Annotated in this window: 18 protein-coding genes; 9 read left to right on the forward strand and 9 right to left on the reverse strand. The window is 60.1% G+C overall.

Going from position 1 to position 21,558, the window contains the following annotated elements; all coding sequences use genetic code 11:
- Positions 1-117: 117 nt before the first annotated feature.
- From adh to ATY75_RS23765, 7 genes are all read left to right on the forward strand, one after another.
- Positions 118-1,626, forward strand: coding sequence for an aldehyde dehydrogenase (gene adh, locus ATY75_RS23735; RefSeq protein WP_088939459.1), 1,509 nt, complete (start codon positions 118-120; stop codon positions 1,624-1,626).
- A gap of 218 nt (positions 1,627-1,844) precedes the next feature.
- Positions 1,845-2,240, forward strand: a complete 396-nt coding sequence (locus ATY75_RS23740; protein WP_088939460.1) for a DUF779 domain-containing protein — start codon at positions 1,845-1,847, stop codon at positions 2,238-2,240.
- A gap of 118 nt (positions 2,241-2,358) precedes the next feature.
- Complete coding sequence (locus ATY75_RS23745; RefSeq protein ID WP_088939475.1) at positions 2,359-3,066, forward strand: SDR family NAD(P)-dependent oxidoreductase; 708 nt, start codon at positions 2,359-2,361, stop codon at positions 3,064-3,066.
- A 143-nt stretch (positions 3,067-3,209) separates the two neighbouring features.
- Complete coding sequence (locus ATY75_RS23750) at positions 3,210-4,343, forward strand: calcium:proton antiporter (RefSeq protein WP_088939461.1); 1,134 nt, start codon at positions 3,210-3,212, stop codon at positions 4,341-4,343.
- A 130-nt stretch (positions 4,344-4,473) separates the two neighbouring features.
- Positions 4,474-5,238, forward strand: a complete 765-nt coding sequence (locus ATY75_RS23755) for a DUF4239 domain-containing protein (RefSeq protein ID WP_088939462.1) — start codon at positions 4,474-4,476, stop codon at positions 5,236-5,238.
- Between the two features lie 175 nt (positions 5,239-5,413).
- Positions 5,414-6,610 (forward strand): efflux RND transporter periplasmic adaptor subunit, encoded by a 1,197-nt coding sequence (locus ATY75_RS23760; RefSeq protein ID WP_088939463.1) that lies wholly within the window; start codon positions 5,414-5,416, stop codon positions 6,608-6,610.
- A gap of 40 nt (positions 6,611-6,650) precedes the next feature.
- The gene (locus ATY75_RS23765) at positions 6,651-9,833 is read left to right on the forward strand and encodes a multidrug efflux RND transporter permease subunit (protein WP_088939464.1); all 3,183 of its coding nucleotides are present in this window, start codon (positions 6,651-6,653) and stop codon (positions 9,831-9,833) included.
- A gap of 13 nt (positions 9,834-9,846) precedes the next feature.
- Here the strand turns inward: ATY75_RS23765 and ATY75_RS23770 are convergent, their stop codons facing one another.
- The 8 genes from ATY75_RS23770 to ATY75_RS23810 all read right to left on the reverse strand — a co-directional run bounded on the left by ATY75_RS23770 (position 9,847) and on the right by ATY75_RS23810 (position 19,298).
- Positions 9,847-10,176: a hypothetical protein gene (locus tag ATY75_RS23770; RefSeq protein WP_088939465.1), complete on the reverse strand. Its 330-nt coding sequence runs from the start codon at positions 10,174-10,176 to the stop codon at positions 9,847-9,849.
- Entirely contained in the window at positions 10,173-10,961 is a 789-nt protein-coding gene (locus ATY75_RS23775) for a DUF2092 domain-containing protein (RefSeq protein ID WP_088939466.1), read from the reverse strand. Before ATY75_RS23775 ends, ATY75_RS23770 begins: the two co-directional genes overlap by 4 nt.
- 194 nt (positions 10,962-11,155) lie before the next feature.
- Complete coding sequence (locus ATY75_RS23780) at positions 11,156-11,950, reverse strand: hypothetical protein (protein ID WP_088939467.1); 795 nt, start codon at positions 11,948-11,950, stop codon at positions 11,156-11,158.
- Between the two features lie 516 nt (positions 11,951-12,466).
- Complete coding sequence (locus ATY75_RS23790; protein WP_088939469.1) at positions 12,467-13,195, reverse strand: TetR family transcriptional regulator; 729 nt, start codon at positions 13,193-13,195, stop codon at positions 12,467-12,469.
- On the reverse strand, positions 13,179-14,279 hold the full coding sequence (locus tag ATY75_RS23795; RefSeq protein ID WP_088939476.1) for an NmrA family NAD(P)-binding protein: 1,101 nt from the start codon (positions 14,277-14,279) through the stop codon (positions 13,179-13,181). Before ATY75_RS23795 ends, ATY75_RS23790 begins: the two co-directional genes overlap by 17 nt.
- Before the next feature lie 70 nt (positions 14,280-14,349).
- Positions 14,350-14,934 (reverse strand): glutathione S-transferase family protein, encoded by a 585-nt coding sequence (locus tag ATY75_RS23800; RefSeq protein WP_088939470.1) that lies wholly within the window; start codon positions 14,932-14,934, stop codon positions 14,350-14,352.
- Between the two features lie 132 nt (positions 14,935-15,066).
- A complete protein-coding gene (locus ATY75_RS23805) occupies positions 15,067-18,198 on the reverse strand; it encodes an efflux RND transporter permease subunit (protein ID WP_088939471.1) in 3,132 nt (1,043 codons plus the stop codon).
- Positions 18,198-19,298 carry an efflux RND transporter periplasmic adaptor subunit gene (locus ATY75_RS23810; protein WP_088939472.1) on the reverse strand — a complete coding sequence of 367 codons (1,101 nt, stop codon included), beginning with the start codon at positions 19,296-19,298 and terminating at the stop codon, positions 18,198-18,200. Before ATY75_RS23810 ends, ATY75_RS23805 begins: the two co-directional genes overlap by 1 nt.
- Positions 19,299-19,394: 96 nt before the next feature.
- On the opposite strand from ATY75_RS23810, the gene ATY75_RS23815 reads away from it, so the two are divergent.
- Together ATY75_RS23815 and fabF are read left to right on the forward strand one after the other, a co-directional pair.
- Complete coding sequence (locus ATY75_RS23815; protein ID WP_088939473.1) at positions 19,395-19,979, forward strand: TetR/AcrR family transcriptional regulator; 585 nt, start codon at positions 19,395-19,397, stop codon at positions 19,977-19,979.
- A gap of 46 nt (positions 19,980-20,025) precedes the next feature.
- Positions 20,026-21,303: a beta-ketoacyl-ACP synthase II gene (gene fabF / locus ATY75_RS23820; protein WP_088939474.1), complete on the forward strand. Its 1,278-nt coding sequence runs from the start codon at positions 20,026-20,028 to the stop codon at positions 21,301-21,303.
- Positions 21,304-21,356: 53 nt separating this feature from the next.
- On the opposite strand, the gene ATY75_RS34900 is transcribed toward fabF, so the two are convergent.
- Positions 21,357-21,558, reverse strand: a 202-nt coding sequence (locus tag ATY75_RS34900; protein WP_210199557.1) for a hypothetical protein, incomplete at its 5' end; no start/stop codon positions are given.

A 21,558-nucleotide genomic window follows, 5' to 3' on the forward strand; every position in this document is an offset into this window, starting at 1 on the left:
CAACTCTGCGACACTGTGCACTGCGGTATGGGAAAGCTGCCCTGTTCCCTTCGCCAAAACACGCACATTTTCCTCCCACTGGTTCGCTTGGAACCTGGATCATCACGGGAGGATGACATGCTTCATCAGAAAATCGTCGAGTCGCCGTTCAAGCTGAAATACGGCAACTATATCGGCGGCGAATGGCGCGAGCCGGTCGGCGGAAAATACTTCGAAAACCTGACACCCGTTACCGGCGGCAAGCTCTGCGACATTCCCCGCTCCGATGAAAAGGACATCAATCTCGCGCTCGACGCCGCCCATGCGGCCAAGGAAAAATGGGGCCGCACCTCCGCTGCCGAGCGCTCCAATATCCTCATGAAGATCGCGCAGCGGATGGAGGACAAGCTGGAATTGCTCGCCCAGGCCGAGACCTGGGACAATGGCAAGCCGATCCGCGAGACCATGGCGGCCGACATTCCGCTGGCCATCGACCACTTCCGCTATTTCGCTTCCTGCATCCGCGCCCAGGAAGGCTCGATCGGTGAGATCGACCACGATACCGTCGCCTATCACTTCCACGAGCCGCTCGGCGTCGTCGGCCAGATCATTCCGTGGAATTTCCCGATCCTGATGGCCACCTGGAAACTCGCTCCGGCGCTTGCCGCCGGCAACTGCGTCGTCTTGAAGCCTGCCGAACAGACCCCAGCCTCGATCCTGCTCTGGGCCGAACTGGTCGGCGATCTCCTGCCGCCCGGCGTGCTCAACATCGTCAACGGCCTCGGCATCGAGGCCGGCAAGCCGCTGGCGACCAGCTCCCGCATCGCCAAGATCGCCTTCACCGGCGAGACGACGACCGGCCGGCTGATCATGCAATATGCCAGCCAGAACCTCATTCCGGTGACCCTGGAGCTCGGCGGAAAATCGCCGAACATTTTCTTTGCCGATGTGATGGCCGAAGACGACGACTTCCTCGACAAGGCGCTCGAAGGCTTTGCGATGTTTGCCCTCAATCAGGGCGAAGTCTGCACCTGCCCGAGCCGCGCCCTCGTCCAGGAATCGATCTACGACCGCTTCATGGAAAAGGCGGTCAAGCGCGTCGAGGCGATCAAGCAGGGCAACCCACTTGACAGCGCGACGATGATCGGCGCCCAGGCCTCGACCGAGCAGCTGGAAAAGATCCTTGCCTATCTCGACATCGGCAAGCAGGAAGGTGCCGAGGTGCTGGCCGGCGGCACGCGCAACGATCTCGGCGGCGACTTGGCGAACGGCTATTACGTCAAGCCGACGATCTTCAAGGGCCACAACAAGATGCGTGTGTTCCAGGAGGAAATCTTCGGGCCGGTGGTCTCGGTCACCACCTTCAAGACCGAGGCGGAAGCGCTCGAAATCGCCAATGACACGCTCTACGGTCTCGGCGCCGGCGTCTGGAGCCGCGATGCCAATCGCTGCTATCGCTTCGGCCGCGAGATCCAGGCCGGCCGCGTCTGGACCAACTGCTACCACGCCTATCCCGCCCATGCCGCCTTCGGCGGCTACAAACAGTCGGGCATTGGCCGTGAAACCCACAAGATGATGCTCGAACACTACCAGCAGACCAAGAATATGCTGGTGAGCTACAGCCCGAAGGCGCTCGGTTTCTTCTGAGATGCTTGGTGCGGCGGGAGGGGGCAAAAACCCCTCCCCAACCCCTCCCCACAAGGGGGAGGGGCTTAACATGCGGCGCTCGTCGTATTCATTCTTGAGCGCAGCATATGCATCCGGCTTGTTGTTTTGCGAGCGGGTGCCACGGCTTAGCCCCTCCCCCTTGTGGGGAGGGGTTGGGGAGGGGACTTTCTTCCTCCCTGAAACCTTGGAGAAGACCGATGGAAACGACCGTCAACGGCGAACCGCGTGTGCTCGCAACCGATGCGGCCCTCGACCTGATCGCCGAGATCAAGCGCGATCATCGCGATATCCTCTTCCACCAGTCCGGCGGCTGCTGCGACGGCTCCTCGCCAATGTGTTATCCGACTAACGAATTCATGATCGGCGACAGCGATGTCAAACTTGGCGAGATCGGCGGCGTGCCGGTCTATATCAGCGTCAGCCAGTTCGAGGCGTGGAAGCATACGCAGTTGATCATCGATGTCGTGCCGGGCCGGGGCGGCATGTTCTCGCTGGATAACGGCCGCGAGAAACGCTTCCTGACCCGCTCGCGTCTCTTCGGCGGCGGCGAAGCCTGCGCCGTCCCGGATGTCAGCGGCAGGCGGGTGATTTAGGATAAGGATTTCGCCTGCACTATCCCCGATCGTTTCTGCCCGTGCTTGCCTTGCCGTGCAACCTGGATCATCAATGCGCAACATTGTCCAATACCGGCACCGCCAGGAGATGATTGCCATGAAAGACCAGAAAGCCGTCATCGTCACAGGCGCCGGCGGAAACCTCGGCAGCGCCGTTGTCCGCGAGCTTGCCGCTGGCGGCGCCAAACTCGTCTGCATGAACCGGTCGAGCCAGGAACTGGAAGCCTTGGCCGGCGAGCTTCCCGCCTCCGCCGAGTTTCTGTCGATTGCCGGAACGGATCTCACCGATTATGCCTCCTGCGCTGCCGCCGTCGCCAGAGCCGTCAAGCGCTTCGGCGGCGTCAGCGCCTTGGTCAACACGGTCGGCGGCTTCCAGATGGGGCCGGTCGGGCCGGATGCGCCAGCGCAATGGGACACGATGATGAATGCCAACGCGCGCACGGCGCTGACGATCAGCGCCGCGGTTCTTCCGCCAATGAAGGCCGCGGGCTACGGCCGCATCGTTCATGTCGCTGCGGCACCCGGCCTGAAGGCCGGCGCCAACCAGGCCGCTTACGCCGCCTCGAAAGCCGCCGTCATCCGGCTGACCGAGGCGATCGCCGCAGAAAACCGCGACCACCGCATTACCGCCAACTGCATTCTGCCCGGAACGATCGACACGCCCGAGAACCGCGCCGCCATGCCCAATGCGAAAACGGACGGCTGGGTTACGCCGCAATCGATCGCCCGTCTGATCGCCTTCCTGATTTCCCCGGCCGCTGCCGTTGTTACCGGCGCGGCAATCCCGGCCACCGGACGCGAATAAGACCGGGGCTACTGCGCTTTGGACGGTTGCATGCCGCTCGGCTTGAGGTACGATTCCTCCTCACAGGATGCGGGTAGCGGGCGGGGCGCGATGGTGTTGATGATCGCATTGCGGCGGCATTTGCCAGAAGGCGGGTGGTTTCGATGACGGACGGTCCCGCATTGCGCGCCGTCGGCGCTGCCAGCCTGCTGCGCGAGGAATGGTTCCTCGGCGTCAGCCTCGCCACGAGCCTGGCATTTCTTGCTTTCCAGGAGCAGCTCTTCGGACAGCTTTCCGATCCGCTTTGGTTCACGGTCGTTTTCGGGTGGCTGTTTGCCGTCGTGCTCGGCTCCGCTCTGGCGGTCGTGCGGCACGCAGACCGTCTGGCGGAGCGGCTGAAGGAGCCTTACGGCACGCTCATTCTAACGCTTGCCATCACCTCGATCGAGGTGATGGCAATATCGGCCGTGATGCTGCACGGCGAAAACAATCCCACGCTTGCGCGCGACACGCTGTTTGCCGTCGTCATGATCATCCTGAACGGCATGGTCGGCCTGTCGCTGCTGCTCGGCGCGTGGCGGCGACCGGAACAGCAGCATAACCTGCAGGGCGCCAACGCCTATCTCGGGGTGATCGTGCCGCTGGCGACCTTGAGTCTCGTCATGCCGACATTCCTGGCAGGCCCAGACGGACAGCATCCATCGGCACCGAGACAACTGATCCTCGGTATAATATCGGTCGGCCTTTATTCCACGTTTCTGTTTCTTCAGGCTGGCCGCCATCGAGACTATTTCGCTGACGACAGCAACCGTCAGGAACCTCGCGGTGAACACGTCCCTCGCCACGGACCGGTCTTGCCTCACGCCATCCTGCTGGTCGCCTATATGGCTCCCGTCGTCTTTCTGGTCGAACAGCTTGCGCGGCCGATCGACTACATTATCGAAACCCTGCATGCGCCAACCGCATTTGGCGGTGTTGTCATGGCCATCCTTGTCGCGACGCCTGAGGCAATCAGCGCCGTGCGCGCGTCTATTGCCAACAATCTTCAGCGCTCCGTCAACATCTTCCTCGGTTCGGTATTGTCGACGATCGGCCTGACGGTGCCGGCGATGCTTGTTGTCAGCCAGCTCTACGGACACGCCGTGACACTCGGCCTGGAACACGGCGATCTGGTGATGCTCCTGCTCACTCTTGCCGTCAGCATCATCACCTTCGCCAGCGGCCGCACGCATCTCATGCAAGGTGCGGTCCATCTGGTGCTTTTCCTGGCTTACGTGCTGCTCATTTTCCAGCAATGACCTCCGACCGCGCGAGCACAACAAAGTAAAGAGTTCCACCCTCCGCCTGTCTTCCGCTATGTTGACAGCAACGATGGCACCACTTGCAAGCGTCGCGGCGCTTGCAATTTGACGTGATGGAGACCAGATCTTGGGCTCACTGTTGATTGGCGGATTAGTCTTTGTTTTTCTGTCGGCGGCGACATCGATAGGGTTGCTGGTGCGTGGCCGCTTGCCGGATCACCACCTCAATGCCGAATCCAAAGATGCGATCAGGCTGGCGACCGCGGTGGTGGGAACGCTGTCGGCCCTGGCGCTCGGCCTGCTGATCGCATCCGCCAAATCGAGCTACGACAATGCCGAAGCGGAGATGAGAACGGCTGCGGCACGGGTTCTCCTGCTTGATCGCGTCATGGCGCAATACGGGCCGGAAACCGACAGGGCGCGGCAATTGCTGCGTGAATTGATCGCGAAACGGCTGAGCCGCGGCTGGTCCGCCGAGACCACCGACGATACCTCCGGCAAGGCGCTGGGGGAGTATCAGGATATCGAGGCGGTTCAGGGCGATCTTCGATCCCTCTCGCCGAGGGACGCCGTACAGCGTTCCCTCCAGGCACGCGCGCTGGATGTCAGCGGCATGGTGGCCGAGACCCACTGGCTGCTGGTCGAATCCGGCAAAGAGGGTTTGCCCTGGGCCTTCCTCGCCGTTCTCGTCTGCTGGCTCTCGCTGCTTTTCGCGACCTTCGGGCTGCAGGCCCCGGCCAACCCGACGGTGCTGTCAATTCTGCTCGTTTGCGCCCTGTCCGTCGCCGGCGCGATCTTTCTGGTTTCGGATATGGCCAATCCCTATGTCGGGCTGATCCGTGTTTCGGACGCACCTCTGCAGTCCGCCATCATGCGGCTCGGAAAACCATAGCCATTTGTTGTCCGCGAACGCAAAATTCCGATCGAGTTCAATTGTGCACCAGCAGCTATTGCAATTTGGAGCAATGCCGCGACATAATATCGCATGCCCGGAACTTTTCGGAGAAGGGTCGTCTCCGCCGAGGCACGCATGAAGACTGAGGCTCGTAACCATCGGGGCGGCGGCAATGCGTGTGAGATTGGATCAGGGTCTGCACCTCCTAGTGGTGCTCGCCGGCATGACGATTCTCGCCGGCTGCGAGGAAAGCGGCAACACTTACGTTCCCCCTCCGCCAGCCTCGGTTCGCGTCGCCCAGCCGGTCCAGCAGCCGGTCACCCTCTATTTCGAACTCACCGGCAATACCGCGCCGCTCAATGCCGTCGATATCGAGGCGCGCGTCCAGGGCTATATCCAATCCATTGACTATCAGGACGGCATGATGGTGAAGAAGGGCACCAAGCTTTTCAGCATCGAGCGCGATACCTACCAGGCGCAACTGGATCAGGCGAAAGCATCGCTTGCCTCGCAGCAGGCCTCGCAGGTCGGCGCAAAGCAGGAATATGACCGGCAGCTCAATCTGATGAAACAACAGGTTACCACCCAGACCGCGGTCGACAGCGCCAAGGCGACGCTCGACGAGGCGAATGCCGCCATCCTCAACGCCCAGGCCAATGTCGAACTCGCGACCATCAATCTCGGCTATACCGAGGTGCTCGCCCCCTTCGACGGCATCGTCACCGATCATCTCGTCGATATCGGCACGCTGGTCGGCGTGTCCGGCCCCACCAAACTCGCCAGCATCGTCCAGACCGATCCGCTGTATGCCTATTTCAACGTCAGCGAAACGCAGGTGCTGATGATCAAGGAAACCCTGGCAAAGCAGGGACATACCTTCAGGCAGACGGACCTTCCGAGCATCCCAGCGGAGATCGGCCTGCAGACGGAGGAAGGCTACCCGCACAAGGGACATCTCGATTACGTATCGCCTCAGCTCGACGCCTCCACGGGCACGCTCCAGGTCCGTGCTCTGTTCGACAACAAGGATCACGCCATGCTGCCCGGCCTCTTCGTGCGCGTTCGGGTGCCGGTCGGCCACAACGACAAGGCTCTGCTGGTGCGCGACGATACGATCGGAACCAACCAGCTCGGCAGCTACGTGCTCGTTCTCGGCAAGGACGACGTCGTCGAGCAGAAGCAGGTCAAGACCGGCCAGCGGGAAGGTGCGCTCCGGGTCATTCAATCCGGCCTCGACCCGGCCGACTGGGTGGTGACTCAAGGGATCCAGCAGGCCATTCCCGGCAGCAAGGTCACGCCCGACAAGATCGAAATGAACCCGACGGCCAATGCCGCCGGCGATGCCAAGGCCAATACCACCACGCAATGAATTCGCCACCACGCTTCCTCTGAACGTCTGAGGCAACAGCATGATCTCGCGTTTCTTCATCGAGCGACCGGTACTTGCCAACGTCCTGGCATTGGTTTTCGTGCTGGTCGGCGCGGTCGCCCTGTTCCAGCTGCCTGTGGCGCAATATCCGAATGTCGTCCCGCCGACGGTGCAGGTGACGACGCGCTTCCCCGGCGCCAGCGCCCAGACCCTCGTCGACACCGTCGCGCTGCCGATCGAGCAGCAGGTCAACGGCGTGCAGGACATGCTCTACATGCAGTCGACCAGCGCCAGCGACGGCACCTATTCGCTGATCGTGACCTTTGCCATCGGAACGGATCCGGATCAGGCCCAGGTTCTGGTGCAGAACCGCGTCGCTATTGCAATGTCGTCGCTTCCCGAAGCGGTGCAGCTTCAGGGCGTGACGACGCAGAAGAAATCGACGGCGATCCTCGGCTTCGTCAGCCTGACCTCGCCCGACAGCCGCTATGACAGCCTGTTCTTGTCGAACTACGCCGTCATCAATCTGCAGAACGAACTCGCTCGTCTGCCTGGCGTCGGCAACGTGACGGTGTTCGGCGCCGGCCAATATGCCATGCGGATCTGGATGGATCCGAACCTGCTGCAGGCTCGCGGCCTGACGCCGCAGGATGTGGTCAATGTCGTGCAGCAGCAAAGCCAGGAGGTCACCGCCGGCCAGATCGGCATTCCGCCGGTGCCGCAAGGGCAGGTCTTTCAATACACGCTGAACGTCAATGGCCGGCTGAACGAGGCCGCCGACTACGAGAACATCATCGTCAAGGTCGAAAGCGGACAGGGCGGCCGCATCACGCGCGTCCGCGATATCGGCCGCGTCGAACTCGGCGCCCAGACCTACAGCCAATCCTTCACGCAGAACGGCCGGCCGGCGGCCGGCATCGGTATTTTCCAGCTGCCGGAGGCAAACGCCATTGCCGTGGCGCAGGCGGTGGATGCGAAGATGGAGGAGCTCTCCAAGAGTTTTCCGCCGGGCCTTGAATACCACGTGCCGTTCGACACGACGAAATTCGTCAAGGCCTCCATCGACGAGGTTTACGTCACCCTGATCGAGGCTGGTGTGCTCGTTCTCATCGTCATTCTGGTTTTCCTGCAGGATTGGCGGGCAATGCTGGTGCCGGCGACCACCGTCCCCGTCACCATCATCGGCGCCTTCGCGGCCATGGCGGCCTTAGGCTTCACCGTCAACCTGTCGACGCTGTTTGCCATCGTTCTCGCCATCGGTATCGTCGTCGATGATGCCATCGTCATCGTCGAAGGCGTGGCCCGGCACATCGAGGCGGGCATGTCAGGCCGAAAGGCGGCCGAGAAAGCGATGGAGGAACTGCTTGGCCCCGTCATCGGCATCACTTTGGTGCTGATGGCCGTTTTCATTCCCGCTGCCTTCCTGCCCGGGCTGACCGGCCAGCTCTACAGGCAGTTCGCGCTTGTCATTGCCGCGACCGCGCTGATCAGCGCCATCAATGCCGTCACGCTCAAACCGACGCAATGCGCCCTCTGGCTGCGAGCGCCGGTGCCCGCCGAGAAGCGCAACGTCGTCTATCGCAGCTTCAACAGGGGCTATGATTGGGGAGAACGCCATTATGCCGGCCTGATCGGATCGATGACCCGCCATAGCGGCCTCATGGCCATCGCAGCGCTCGCGCTGATCGGCGTCGCCGTCTGGGGGCTGACGCGCCTGCCGACCGCATTCCTGCCGATCGAGGATCAGGGCTATGTACTGATCAGCGCGCAATTGCCCGACGGCGCCTCGAAGGAACGCACCGATGCCGTCATGGAAGAGGTCGGCAAGATCGCCGAAGCCACGCCTGGCGTCGATCAGGTGCTGACCATCAGCGGCCTTTCCGTTCTCGACAACAATGCCAGCCTGCAGAATGCTGGCGTCGCCTATGTCGTTCTCAAGGATTGGGACGAGCGCGGCAAGCAGAAGGGCCAGGACCTGCTGTCGATCTATCAGCATCTGAACGATGCCTTGCAGCATGTGCTGAGTGCAAAAACGCTGGTGGTCGTGCCGCCGCCGATCCAGGGCGTCGGCAATGCCAACGGCTTTACCATGCAGGTCGAACTCCGCAACGGCGTATCCGACTATCCGCTGCTGCAATCGCTGGCCGACACGATCGTCAAGAACGGCAATGCCCAGTCATCGCTGCAGCGGCTGAGCACGCCTTTCCGCTCCAATGTGCCGCAGCTTGCCGTCTCCGTCGATCGCGTCAAGGCGGAGACGCTGGGCATTACGGTGGGCCAGGTCTTCTCCGCCCTCTCCGGCTATGTCGGATCGAGCTATGTCACCCAGTTCAACAAATTCGGCCGCACTTTCCAGGTCTATGCGCAAGCCGCATCCGATTTCCGCGTCAGCCCTGACGATATCCGCAATCTGAAGGTCAAGGCCGGCGACGGGACGATGGTGCCGCTCGGCACGGTCGTCAATGTCACCACGACGCAAGGTCCCTCGCTGATCAGCCTCTACAATCTCTATCCGACCGCGACCATCGTCGGCGGACCGGCCGCCGGTTTCAGCTCCGGCCAGTCGCTCGAGGTGATGGAGCAGATCGCCGATCATACATTGCCAATCGGAACCGGTTTCGAATGGACGGCGCTTTCCTATCAGGAGAAGGCCGTCGGCGGGCAGATCTACTTCATCTTCGCGCTCGCCATGCTGCTCGTCTATTTCGTACTCGCCGGCCAATATGAAAGCTGGATCCTGCCGCTGGCGGTCATCCTAGCCGTGCCGCTCGCCCTGCTCGGCACGGTGGCGGCACTGACGGCGGCGGGTGTCGCTAACAATCTCTACACGCAGATCGGTCTTATCCTGCTGATCGCGCTCGCAGCCAAGAATGCCATTCTCATCGTCGAATATGCGCGGGAAAAACGGGCGGAGGGCATGGAAATCCTCGACGCGGCCGTCGAGGCCGCCCGCCTGCGTTTCCGGCCGATCCTGATGACGTCCTTCGCCTTTATCCTCGGTGTCCTGCCGCTCGTGCTGGCCACGGGCGCCGGCGCATCGGCCCGCAAGTCGATCGGCATATCGGTCTTCAGCGGCATGATCGCCTCGACCTGCCTCGCCATCCTCTTCGTTCCGTCCTTCTACGTGCTGCTGCAGCGCTTCGAGGAGCACTGGAAGCGGCGCGGCGCGCCCGCAAATACGGCCGCGAGCGTGGCGGAAGTGGAGATATCGAACGTCGGGTAAGCGACCGCAGCAGCTACTGGACGATCACCTGCACATAGACGTTGCCGCTCTTGGCGTAATAATAACCGCCGCAGCGATAATAATAGCCGCCGTAATAGGGACCATAACGGCAGCCTGCCGGCAGCACGGCGATGGTCGTCGTCGTGCGTGTGACGACCCGCCGCGTCGTCCGGCGTGCCACGCCCGCATAAGAGAGCGGCGTCAGCGGCCTGCCGATGACGGCGCCGGCCGGCGTGGTAAAGCCGATCGACAATGGCCCGGATACCTGCTCCTCGATGTGAAAGCCGGTGAATGCCAGAACGCCGGCCAGGCCGAGGGCGAAGAACAGCTTCCTATAGGTCATTTTACCTCTCCCATACTGGCAGCCTCAGGCAGTTCATCAAGGGATTGCAGTTCACTGAGATCGACCGTCTTTGCGCTGGCTGGAACCTCGATGGTGTAGGAAACGGCCGCGACATCCGCTCCGCTTTTGAAGTCGCTGATTTCGAGCGTGTATTGCGGCGCCTGCACGACATGCTTGCTGGTGATGACGTAACGGCGGGGTATCGGTTGCGGGCCGCTCTGTATCCAGATCTGCCAATCGATCTCGGGCGTTCGGAAGGCCAGATATTCGCATTCGACCCCATCCACGAAAGCGCTGGAAATATGCTTGGCCTCCTCCACATCCGACATGAGCACGTCATAGACGTTGGAGGATAAAAGATCGGCGCCCGGGGCTTCGACACCTGCGGCCATCAGCCTGTCGATCAGATCATCCAGCGAACCCTTGCCATCGATCTTGGCATAGGCGTCGAGGTTCTTGCCGTGAACCGTCAACGACGAACCGTCGAAACTCACGTCGAGGTCGGCAAAACCACCGGTTCTCGTGACACGCAGCTTGTCGGGGCGGGTCAGGTTGGCTGTTCCCGAACTCACGAACTGGAGTTTCTCGAAATCGGGCGTCACCGCTTCGAGCGACGATTGATAGGTGAAGGAGATCGTCTTCTGCGCCGTCAGAAAATCGGACATCGTCTTTAAAAGCGCCTTCGCATCATCTGCCCACGCGCTCGTCGGCGGTGCGAGGCTAACCGCAAGCGAGGCATAGAGGAGGATCCGCTTCAACCGCGGGAAAGAAAAAGTCGATGACATGGCAATGCCTTTCGTTCGTGTCATTGATTTCATCGAATTGCAGATGGCAGCTGTCGGATATTCCGCAGCCGGACATGGAATGTGAAAGATGCAACGCATGCAGGCGGCCAACGCGTGCCGCCGGCCTCTGTGGGATCGCGCACCGAATTTCAGGATGCTGCGCGACGACTCTGAGAGAAAGTTCCGAACGGGCGCTACAATCCCGCAGTCAACACGCGATGACAGGCTGGAGATACGCGCTGCAGATTGTCGCGCAGGCAGGCAATGCCCCGCCCTCCCCCCAAAGGCACCATGCGGCACAAGGCCCGGAAGTCCGCTCCGCAGGTTTCCCGCAGGATCATCACTTCCTCACGGGGGGAGAAGGCCGGCATCATCGCCCGAGGGGCCGGCGTGATCGCACCGGTGGCGGCCGCATCGCCGGCCGGCGGCGCCCCCGATCCCTCCAATGCCGCAACGGCTTGCTGACATGGTGCCGACAGAGCGGCATTATGCTGTTGCAGACAGCTGAGAGCCGCCGCACCGCCCGGCGTGACACCGGAACATTGCGCCATGAAATCGCGCTGACAGGCCGATTTGACCGCATTGCGCTGCGCCTGCGTCGGCTTATGCGCCGGCGCGCCGGTCGCAGGTGCCGGGGTGGTCGCCGCGGTATTTGCAGGTGCCGCTGGCGCCGGCTCCGCAGATGTCGACTTGGGTTTGACGTTCACCGCAGAAACTGCCTTCCGGCAGCCTTCCGAAAGCGTAGCGCTATGCTGCTGCAGGCAGGTCAGCGCCTCGATACCGCCCGGCGTCACCCCGGAGCATTTCGCCATGAAATCGGAACGGCATTCTGCCCTGATTGCATCACGCTGCTCTTCAGTCGGCGCCTGCGCGGATGCAACCCCGGCAAAGAGCACCACCGCGCAGAACGCGGCCAACACGGAGATTGCCGATAGAAGACGATGCCTCCCATATGCAGACGTCAGTAGAGAAGATCCCCATTTTCGCATGATTCCCCCCTATAAATCTCTGATCTACTTCATGAAATCGAGCTGCCCTCTGAATAGGATAATAGGCGCCGCCGAATGGACGGACGTTGCTTGCTGTCATAGAAATATAAGAAGCGCCTGAACCTAGGTATATTAGAATATTATCCTTTTTGCAACTGTATCGTCATCGCTCGAAAATCGATGACAACTTGCAAGGACATGTGTTCGTTTGAGCTGCGCTGATAAACAGTTGGGATTATGAGCGCCCCCAAGGTTCTGCTCGCCAGAAACGCAAAAAGCCCGCTTTGCAGCGGGCTTTTGGGGATATGGAAGTTTGGTTGCGGGGCCCGAGTGTACGGAGACTTGTAAAATTTGTCGAATTTGGAGGGCCTCTGAAGCCTGCGCATATTTATGGAAACACAAGCACGACCAACTCCTCGCTCCTGAAGGGGCGACCGTATCGATAGCTCGTAGCCGGCCCTGATGAACTTCCCCGTGGTCCGGATCGGTTCATCGCCTGCAGCGCGGCCGAATGTGTCATATTGAAGTGGTCGGCGTCGAATATGACCCTGCTGAGGCAGCGCTCGTATCGTTTGAAGTGGTTCCAGGCATCTTCAACAAAATGGAAGGAGCGCCTAGGGCCCTCAGGACGAATGCGATCTGGCCTCTCAGTTCCATGTCGACATCACTCTGGCTTTTTAGGCGTAGTTGAACCAGAAGAGGATGCAGAAACGGATTCATAGCGTCGACAACAGCTTGTGCGGTTTCCGCTGAACCATCGATGCTCAGTTTAGATGATGCATTCATCTCGCGGAGGATTTTTGCGAGAATTGCGGTCAATCGTTGAAGATAGAGGCGCGTTACTGTCCAATTGTCCAAGTAAGCTGCGACGTAGAGCGCGTGGATATTCGGCGCATGGATAAGATCTTCGCGAACCCGACGATGAAGGACTTGAAGGATCGTAACCAGCCTTGCCGGTGCGGTATCAGGCCCGCCGGCGATATGAGTGATCGCCGACAGCGTGTCGTCGGTAAGCCTGGCAAAAACGCCATGGTCTATGGCCGCTCTTGTTGGGAAAAAGCGATAGATGTTCGCCCGGCTCATGTCCAGGTTATCTGCTATATCGGCGACGTTGGTTTTCTTGTGGCCAATACGGCGGATATATGCCTCGGCATGATCAAGAATAAGGTTCCTGATTTCAGCGTCTTCGCGGCGTGACCTCGGGCCATCGCTTGGCATCGCCAAGGTGTCAGAGGCCGCCAACATTTCCTCTTTGCCTATCTTCGCTGCTTTTCAGAATCGAAAAGCTGTTTTGCAACGCCTCGGGCTGAAGCTTGTCCCAGAGCAAGGGTGAACCGTTTAGGCGAGCAAGTTCCTCATGGCGCCGTATCCACTGCTCGGCCGACTTCAATCTGTTGGGATGGATGTCATCAAGAAGCTGATAATCGCGTTCGATGATGTCATGCTTCCACATGTTCCAGAAGCCCGTGAAGTTGTCCCTGAAACTCATCGTGCTCCTATCGGCGGGATCCGCATTGTAACCGGCCGGCCGATCTGCCGCGTTCTTGAGCGGCCCGCCGAAATACTGATGAACATCCGTATCGATGTAACGTGCGGGATGTCCCGTCACACGCTCGAACGCCGCAGCGAGTTCGTCGTAACGTACATGTTCGATGGCAACCTCAAGGTCCATTCCGACAGACCGTTCGGTGTTGTCGAAAAGCCAACGGACATAATATGCGCAATCTTCCAGTGAGACATGGACAACGGCTCCACGCCCAAGCGGCACCCTCCAGGTAACAACGCCCTCCTCAATTCTGGGCGTCATCGGCGTAAAGGGCGAGAACGCCATCTCCATGTACGGCCCGGTCGTAAAAATCGCCGCGCCCATCCTGTCGGCATTGGCTTTGTTTTGCGACAGAATCCATTCTGCGACGCGCCCCTTGCCGTCATAGTGGCCGGTTCGGAAACGCGAATCATATCCTGACTTTTTCAGCACATAGTCGAGGTTGCCGAAAACGAAGAACCTGACCCCCTCCTCGATCGCGATTTCATAGGTCCTCATCGCGAGATAGGTTTCTGTTTTCTCGCCCGTGTTGAACCCGTCGATATTGACAAAAGCTCCATTGCAAGCACGGAAGCCTTTGCGGAGAACCTCTTCGTCAGCGAATGAACCCTCTATTAAGCAGACATTGCCCATCTGCTCGAGTTGTCTCGCGCGCTCCGACGTACCGTCTCGGGTAAGTGCCAGAACGTCGTATTTGCCGTCAGCGACCAGGCCCTTTACCACCGACATTCCTTGTGCTCCGGTGGCACCAATCACGAAAATTCTGCTGGTTTCATATGACATACAGATCTCCTTCAAGTGCTCGACATGCCCCACGGCCATGAGAAGATTTTTGCGTGCGTCGTTCGGGCAGTCATGCTGATCGAACCACAGGTGCAGACGTTGTCAGCGCCCGTCGAAATGCCGGCCGCCCTTCACCGCGTGCGACGTAACTCTTAAGGTTTGGGTTGTTCTCGAGGAATTCGGTGCCGCGCAGCGCTCGCAGCACTGACACCATCAACAGGTCCGCGGCACTGAATTCTCCTTCCAGCCAATCAGCATTGCCAAGTTTCGAGGAAAGCTCCCTAAGCCGAACAGGCAGATAGTCGGTGCCATCGGATGAGACGCAAGGCTCGATTGTGTTCAACGCCGCAAACATCCACATGATCGCCCGAGACCTGGCGTTTGGATCGAGCGGGAGCAGGCCAGGAAAATTGTGTGCGATGTGATGGACGATCGCACCTGACTCAAAAAGCACGAGATCCCCGTCCTCATAGGTCGGCATCTGCCCAAAAGGATGAAGCTCGCGGTATTCAGGACGGCGCATTTCGGAAAAAGTCAGCAATCGCAGCTCATAGGGCTGCCCAACTTCCTCAAGCGCCCATCGCACGCGCATATCCCGGTGAAAACCCCGGCCGCCATCGGGAGGGTTTCTGAAAATTGATACGATCGGGGTCATGTCGCTCCTATTCTTCGTTTAGCGTGGGGTGGTTGACAGCTGATCCCGGCGCTGCCGGGGCTGGAGGCGGACCTGATGGTTACCGTTCGACTACTCCGAAGCATCAGCGACGCTTCGGAGTAAGTCATCGCATCACTCCGCCGCGAGATGCATCTTCGGTTCCGTCTGACTAGCCCCCGACTGGATCGCTCCATGGTCTTGGTGCATGTCGTTTTCCGCTGTCGGCTTGATCCGGAACCAAGCTGCATAAAGCGCCGGCAGGAACAGCAGGATCATCACGGTGCCGACCGCCGTGCCGCCGATCAGCGTGTAGGCCATCGATCCCCAGAACACCGAATGGGTCAGCGGAATGAAGGCGAGCACCGCGGCAAGCGCCGTCAGGATCACCGGGCGGGTTCGTTGCACGGTCGCTTCGATGACAGCGTGATAGTCGTCCAGACCTGCCGCCTGGTTTTCCTTGATCTGCTCGGTCAGGATGAGGGTGTTTCGCATCAGGATACCTGCAAGGCCGATCAGTCCCAGGATCGCGTTGAAGCCGAAGGGCTGATTGAAGAGGAGCAATGCCGGGACCGCGCCGGCAAGGCCAAGCGGCGCCGTCAGTATGACCATGGTCATGGTCGACAGGCTGCGGACTTGAAGAACGATCACGATCAGCGTCGCTGCGATCATCAAGGGGAAGATTTTGGCGAGGGCGGTGTTTGCCTTGAGCGATTCCTCGATATTGCCGCCCATTTCGATCCGATAACCCAGAGGCAGCGAGGTGATCAATGGCTGCAGGGCTTGCATGACGGCTTTCGACACTTCCGGCGGCTGCGTTGCCTCGCTGATGTCGGACCGGACGGTGATGACCGGCGTGCGGTCACGGCGCTTCATGATCGGCTCTTCGAAGCTGACCTCTGAGTGACCGATCTGATCGAGCGGAATTGCCCTTCCGTCCCTGCTGATCAGTGAGAAGTCCGAGAGCTTTGAGGGATCAAGACGATTGTCACCGCCGCTGCGCGCAACAACCGGGACGTTGCGGATGTTTTCACGAACCTGGGTTATAGGAACGCCCGTTAGCAGAAGCTGCAACTGTTGGGCGGCTTCGGCGGGCGACAGGCCGATGAGATTAAGCCTCTCCTGGTCAGGAATGAAGCGGACGACAGGCGTGCGGTTGCCCCAATCGCGATTGGACTGGCGAACATCCGGGACGGTTTTCATGATCGCAAGTGCCTGTTCCGAGATTTGATAGAGCTTCTCGGGATCAGGCCCCATAATGCGAAACTCGACCGGGAACGGCGTGTAAGGGCCGAACACGAGTTGCGTGACGCGAACGGAGGCTTCCGGCGCAAGTCCATCGGCGATGGCTGCACGCAGGCGATGCTTCAGCGCTTCACGACCCTCGGCATCGGGGGTGAGCGCTACGATCTTGGCGAAGGCCGGATCCGGCAGTTCAGGCGCCATTGCAAAGAAGAATCGTGGCGCGCCCTGGCCGATATAGCTGGTTACGATCTTCGACTCGGGCTGCTTCTGCAGCCAATTCTCGAGCTTTTCGACCGTAGCGGTGGTCGTTTCGATACTCGTGCCTTCGGGCAGCCGAACCTCGACCAGCACCTCGGGACGATCCGACGTCGGGAAGAATTGCTGCTTAACGCTTCCCATTCCCACGACGGACATACCCATGACCACGACCACGACAGCGCAGGTCATGAACTTATGCCGAACGGCGAACTTGATGAGTGCACGAAGACGTTGGTAATTCGGCGTGCCATAGATGGCGCCATGTCCGCCCGTGACAGGCTTGATGTCAGGAAGCATCTTGACGCCGAGATAGGGTGTGAACACCACGGCGATGATCCAGGATACGATGAGAGCGAAGCCGACGACCCAGAAAATGTTGCCGGCATATTCACCCGCCGTCGATTTCGCAAAACCGACCGGCATCAGGCCGATAATGGTGACAAGCGTGCCTGACAGCATGGGCGCTGCGGAATGGCTCCAGGCATAGGCGGCCGCCTTGATGCGGTCCATGCCCTCTTCCATCTTTACGACCATGACCTCAATAGCGATGATCGCATCGTCTACCAGAAGTCCGAGCGCCAGGATCAGGGCACCAAGCGTAATGCGATCGAAGAAGCGTCCGGTTTCCAGCATGATGAGGAAGACCACGGCGAGCGTCAGTGGAACGGCAAGTGCCACGACGATACCGACGCGCCAGCCCAGAGCGATCAGACTGACGAACAGCACGACACCGAGCGCCATCGCGAACTTCATCATGAATTCGCCGACGGCTTCCTGAATGTTCACGGCTTGGTCGCTGACCTTCGCCAGGGTCATACCGAGAGGCAGCGACTGGCTGATCGTCGCGGATCTTTCCTCAAGCGCCTTGCCGAGTTCGAGACCATTCCAGCCCGATTGCATCACGGCAGCCAGCATGATCGCCGGCTCGCCTTCGTGTCGAATGATGTAGGTCGCGGGATCTTCGTAGCCGCGACGGATGTCCGCGATATCGGAGAGTTTCAGGGTCCGGCCACCGGCCACGATCGGTGTATCGGCGATCGCCTGTATGCTGTTGTAGGCGCCATCAAACCGGATAAAGACCTGCGGACCGCGTGTATCGATGGAGCCGGCGGGCGTGACGGTGTTCTGGTTTTGGAGGGCCGACGCAATGTCCTGTGCCGACACGCCAAGTGTCGCGAGCTTGGCGAAAGAGAATTCAACAAAGATCTGCTCGGGCCGTTCGCCGAGAATGTTGATCTTCTTCACGCCCGGCACATGCAGAAGGTCCTGCCGGATCGTTTCCGCCTGACGAACCAAGTCACGCATCGGCATGCCCTTGGCTTTCAACGCGTAAAGGGCGAAACTGACGTCGGAATACTCATCATTGACGAAAGGCCCGAAGACACCAGGTGGCAGGCTCCTCGCCTCGTCGCCCAGTTTCTTGCGCGCCTGATAGAATTCTTCCTCGACCGCGCTGGCCGGCGTGCTGTCCTTGAGGGTAACCGTCAGGTAAGCGTAGCCCGGACGGGTGGTTGTTTCCACCCGATCATACCAAGTCAGTTCCTGAAGACGTTTTTCCAGCGGTTCCGCGACGAGATCCTGCATCTCGCGCGCTGTTGCGCCCGGCCAGACGCTCGTGACGGTCATCGTCTTGATGGTGAAGGACGGATCCTCTGCGCGCCCGAGGCTTACGAAGGCGTAGACGCCGGCTGCGGCTAGAAGGATGATGAAAAAGAGGGTGACGGCCCGCTCACGGACGGCCAGCGCCGAAAGATTGAAGCTCATCACTTGGCCGCCTCTGCTTTTTCTGCACCGGTCCGAATGGTCGCGCCATCGGTCAGGAGATGCGCGCCAAGTGCGACGACGACTTCGCCCGGCTTCAAGCCGGAAACGATCGCGTCTTCCTCGCCGAGCCGTTCGACGGTCAGTTCCCGGAAGTGAACGGTTGAGGATTTATCGACGACCCAGATGCCCGAACGGTTGCCGTCGTCCAGCAGCGCGCCGATCGGCACCTCGGCATGGGTTTGCGCATCCTTATTGGGGATCTTGATCGTTACCGTTGCGCCCAAAGGCGCTGTCGCCGCACCTCCTTGCAGGACCCAGCGCGTTTCGTAGGTGCGGGTTCGCGTTTCTGCCGAAGCCGAAATCTGGCGAAGCACCGCGTTGTCTTCTGCGTCGCGGCCATAAACGGTGGCTTGTGCGGTCGCGCCGATTTCCGGCCTGAGATTTTCGGGCATCCACACCAGAGCCTCCCGCGCTCCGGCCTGGGCAAGCCGAATGACCGTCTGGCCGGCGGCGACCACCTGTCCGGGTTCGCCCAGCGTTTCGACAATTGTTCCGTCGGCGTCTGCCAGCAGCACCGTATATGTCGCCTCGTTGTCGGCGACATTCGCGTCAGCTTGTGCTGCGGCAAGTTGCGCGGTGGCAGTATCAAGAGCTGCTTTCGCCTTTTCATACTGCTGCGTGGATGCCGCCAAGTTTTTCACCAGAGCGGCGAAGCGCTTTTCGTCGGCTTGTGCCTGAACGAATGTTGCCTGTGCCGCCGCAACGGCATTGCGTTTCGCGGTCAGCGCGAGGCGCAGATCCGTTTCATCGATCTTCATCAAGGGCTGTCCGGCTTTCACCGCGTCACCGAGGTTCACCAACCTTTCGACGATCTTGCCGGGGACACGAAAGCCAAGATCGCTCTGGACGCGGGGCGCGATCGTCCCGGTAAAGCTTCTGGCGACGGTATCCGGCGTCGTTGCCTCTACGACACTCACAAATGGGATTGCGGTCCGGGGATCGGCCGCTGCCGCGACTTTCTCGGTCGGCCAAAAGACAATTGCTGCGGCGGCGGCGCCGGCGATCACGACCGCAGAGGAGAGGAGAAACTTCGTTTTCATGTGATGACCCTTCTTGACGGTCGATTCATTGGAATAGATTGCAACTTAAATCTAAAACGTATATAGATGTCAAATGAAATCTAAAAGGAGCGTCAAATGCGAGTCACTCGAGCCCAGGCCGAAGCAAATCGAGACGCAGTGATCACTGCGGCAAGCCGGCTCTTTCGCGAACATGGTTTTGACGGGATCAGTCTCAAAGACCTGATGAAGGCAGCCGGCCTCACCCAGGGCGGCTTCTATAAGCAGTTCGAATCCAAAGACGATCTCGCGGCGCTCGCATCCCGTCGGGCGATGGAGAGTGCAACGCGCCGGTGGTCGTCCGTCGCAGCCTCAAGCTCGGATCCTCTGCGCGCAGTCGTCGGTCTCTACTTGTCGGCCGACCATCACGGAGAAACGGGGGACGGATGCCCGCTCGTCGCACTTGGCTCTGACGCAGCTCGCCAAAGGGCGGAAGTCCGGACACCCTTCCAAGACGGGATCGAGGCTCATCTGCAGGTGTTGGAGGAACTGATGCCGAAAAAAGGCGAGCCCGACGCCAATGAAAAGGCGATGGTGGTGCTGTCCCTGATGGTCGGCGCGGTCACGCTATCAAGGATCATGACGGACGCGGATATGTCGGACCGTCTGCTTCAAGCGGCGGCCAATGACGTAAAGCGCCTCGCCCCTCTCGACGAAGACTAGGACGCCACCGTTCCAGCCCGGCAACACACAATTTCTCGGAGTTATCATGCGTCGTATCGTCGTCACAGGCATGGGTGCGGTGAGCCCGCTCGGTACCAATGTCTCAAGCTCCTGGACACGGCTCAAAGCCGGAAAATCCGGGATTCGCCGCCTATCGGACGAGGTTGTCGGTGATCTCCCCGCCAAGATCGGTGGTGTGGTCCCATCCATCGCCGAGGACGCAGAAGCAGGATTCGATCCTGATCTTGTGCTGCCGCCGAAAGATCAGCGAAAGATCGATCGCTTTATTCTTTTCGCGCTCGCGGCGGCTGACGAAGCACTTGCGCAGGCGCGTTGGAAGCCCATTTCGGAAGAGGACCGCCTTCGAACGGCGACGATCATTGCTTCCGGGATCGGCGGCTTTCCTGCCATCACTGACGCTGTGCGGACTGTCGACCAAAAGGGTCCAAGACGTTTGTCGCCCTTCACCATCCCGTCGTTTCTGGTCAATCTGGCAGCAGGTCAGGTATCGATACGACATGGATTGAAGGGTCCCCTTGGAGCACCCGTGACGGCCTGCGCTGCAGGCGTTCAGGCGATTGGTGACGCCGCCAGGCTCATCCGTGCGAACGAAGCCGACATCGCCATCTGCGGCGGGACGGAAGCCTGCATGAATATCGTGAGCCTTGGCGGCTTTGCTGCTGCGCGGTCCTTGTCTGCGGGGTTCAACGATACGCCTGAACTGGCATCGCGACCGTTCGATATACTCCGCGACGGGTTCGTCATGGGCGAAGGCGCAGGCATGCTGGTCATCGAATCCCTCAGCCATGCCCTTGCGCGCGGTGCCGAGCCTTTGGCAGAATTGGTCGGCTACGGCACGACAGCCGACGCCCACCACATCACATCAGGTCCTGAGGATGGATCGGGTGCCGCGAGAGCCATGCAAATTGCAATCCGACAGGCCGGTATTTCTCCTCAGGAAATCCAGCACGTGAATGCTCACGCGACCTCCACGCCGGTTGGAGACCGTGGGGAAATCGAGGCCGTCAAGTCTGTGTTCGGGAGGGCATCCGGTCTGGCGGTGAGCGGCACGAAATCAGCGACCGGTCACCTGCTCGGTGCTGCCGGTGGGCTGGAAGCAATCTTTGCGATCATGGCTCTGCGCGATCAGATTGCGCCGCCAACGCTGAATCTGAATGCACCGGACCCTGCCAGCGACGGAATCGACATCGTCGCCAAGGTGGCCCGGCCGCTATTCATGGATTACGCGATCACCAATGGCTTCGGCTTCGCCGGCGTGAATGCGAGTGCATTGTTTAAGCGCTGGCCTGCAAAAGCGGCATAGGCCTCAACAAGCGACTTCGAACGAGGATAGGACGGATTATAATGATGCACCCCCTACAGAAACCGGCAGGCTGGAAGCCGAAGATTACCGTGATCGGTGTCGGCGGCGCCGGCGGAAACGCAGTCGACAAGTGAGCGTACGGTGAGCTGTTTTTGCTGATCGGCCAAATCAGGCGATGTTCTGGCATTAGAACCAGCATTAGTGCTGACATTAATACCAGAACGAAGAGGTTTCATGGCTCGCATAGAGATCATG

Origin of the sequence: Rhizobium sp. N122 (genome assembly GCF_002211295.1) — a bacterium.
GTDB lineage: Bacteria > Pseudomonadota > Alphaproteobacteria > Rhizobiales > Rhizobiaceae > Rhizobium.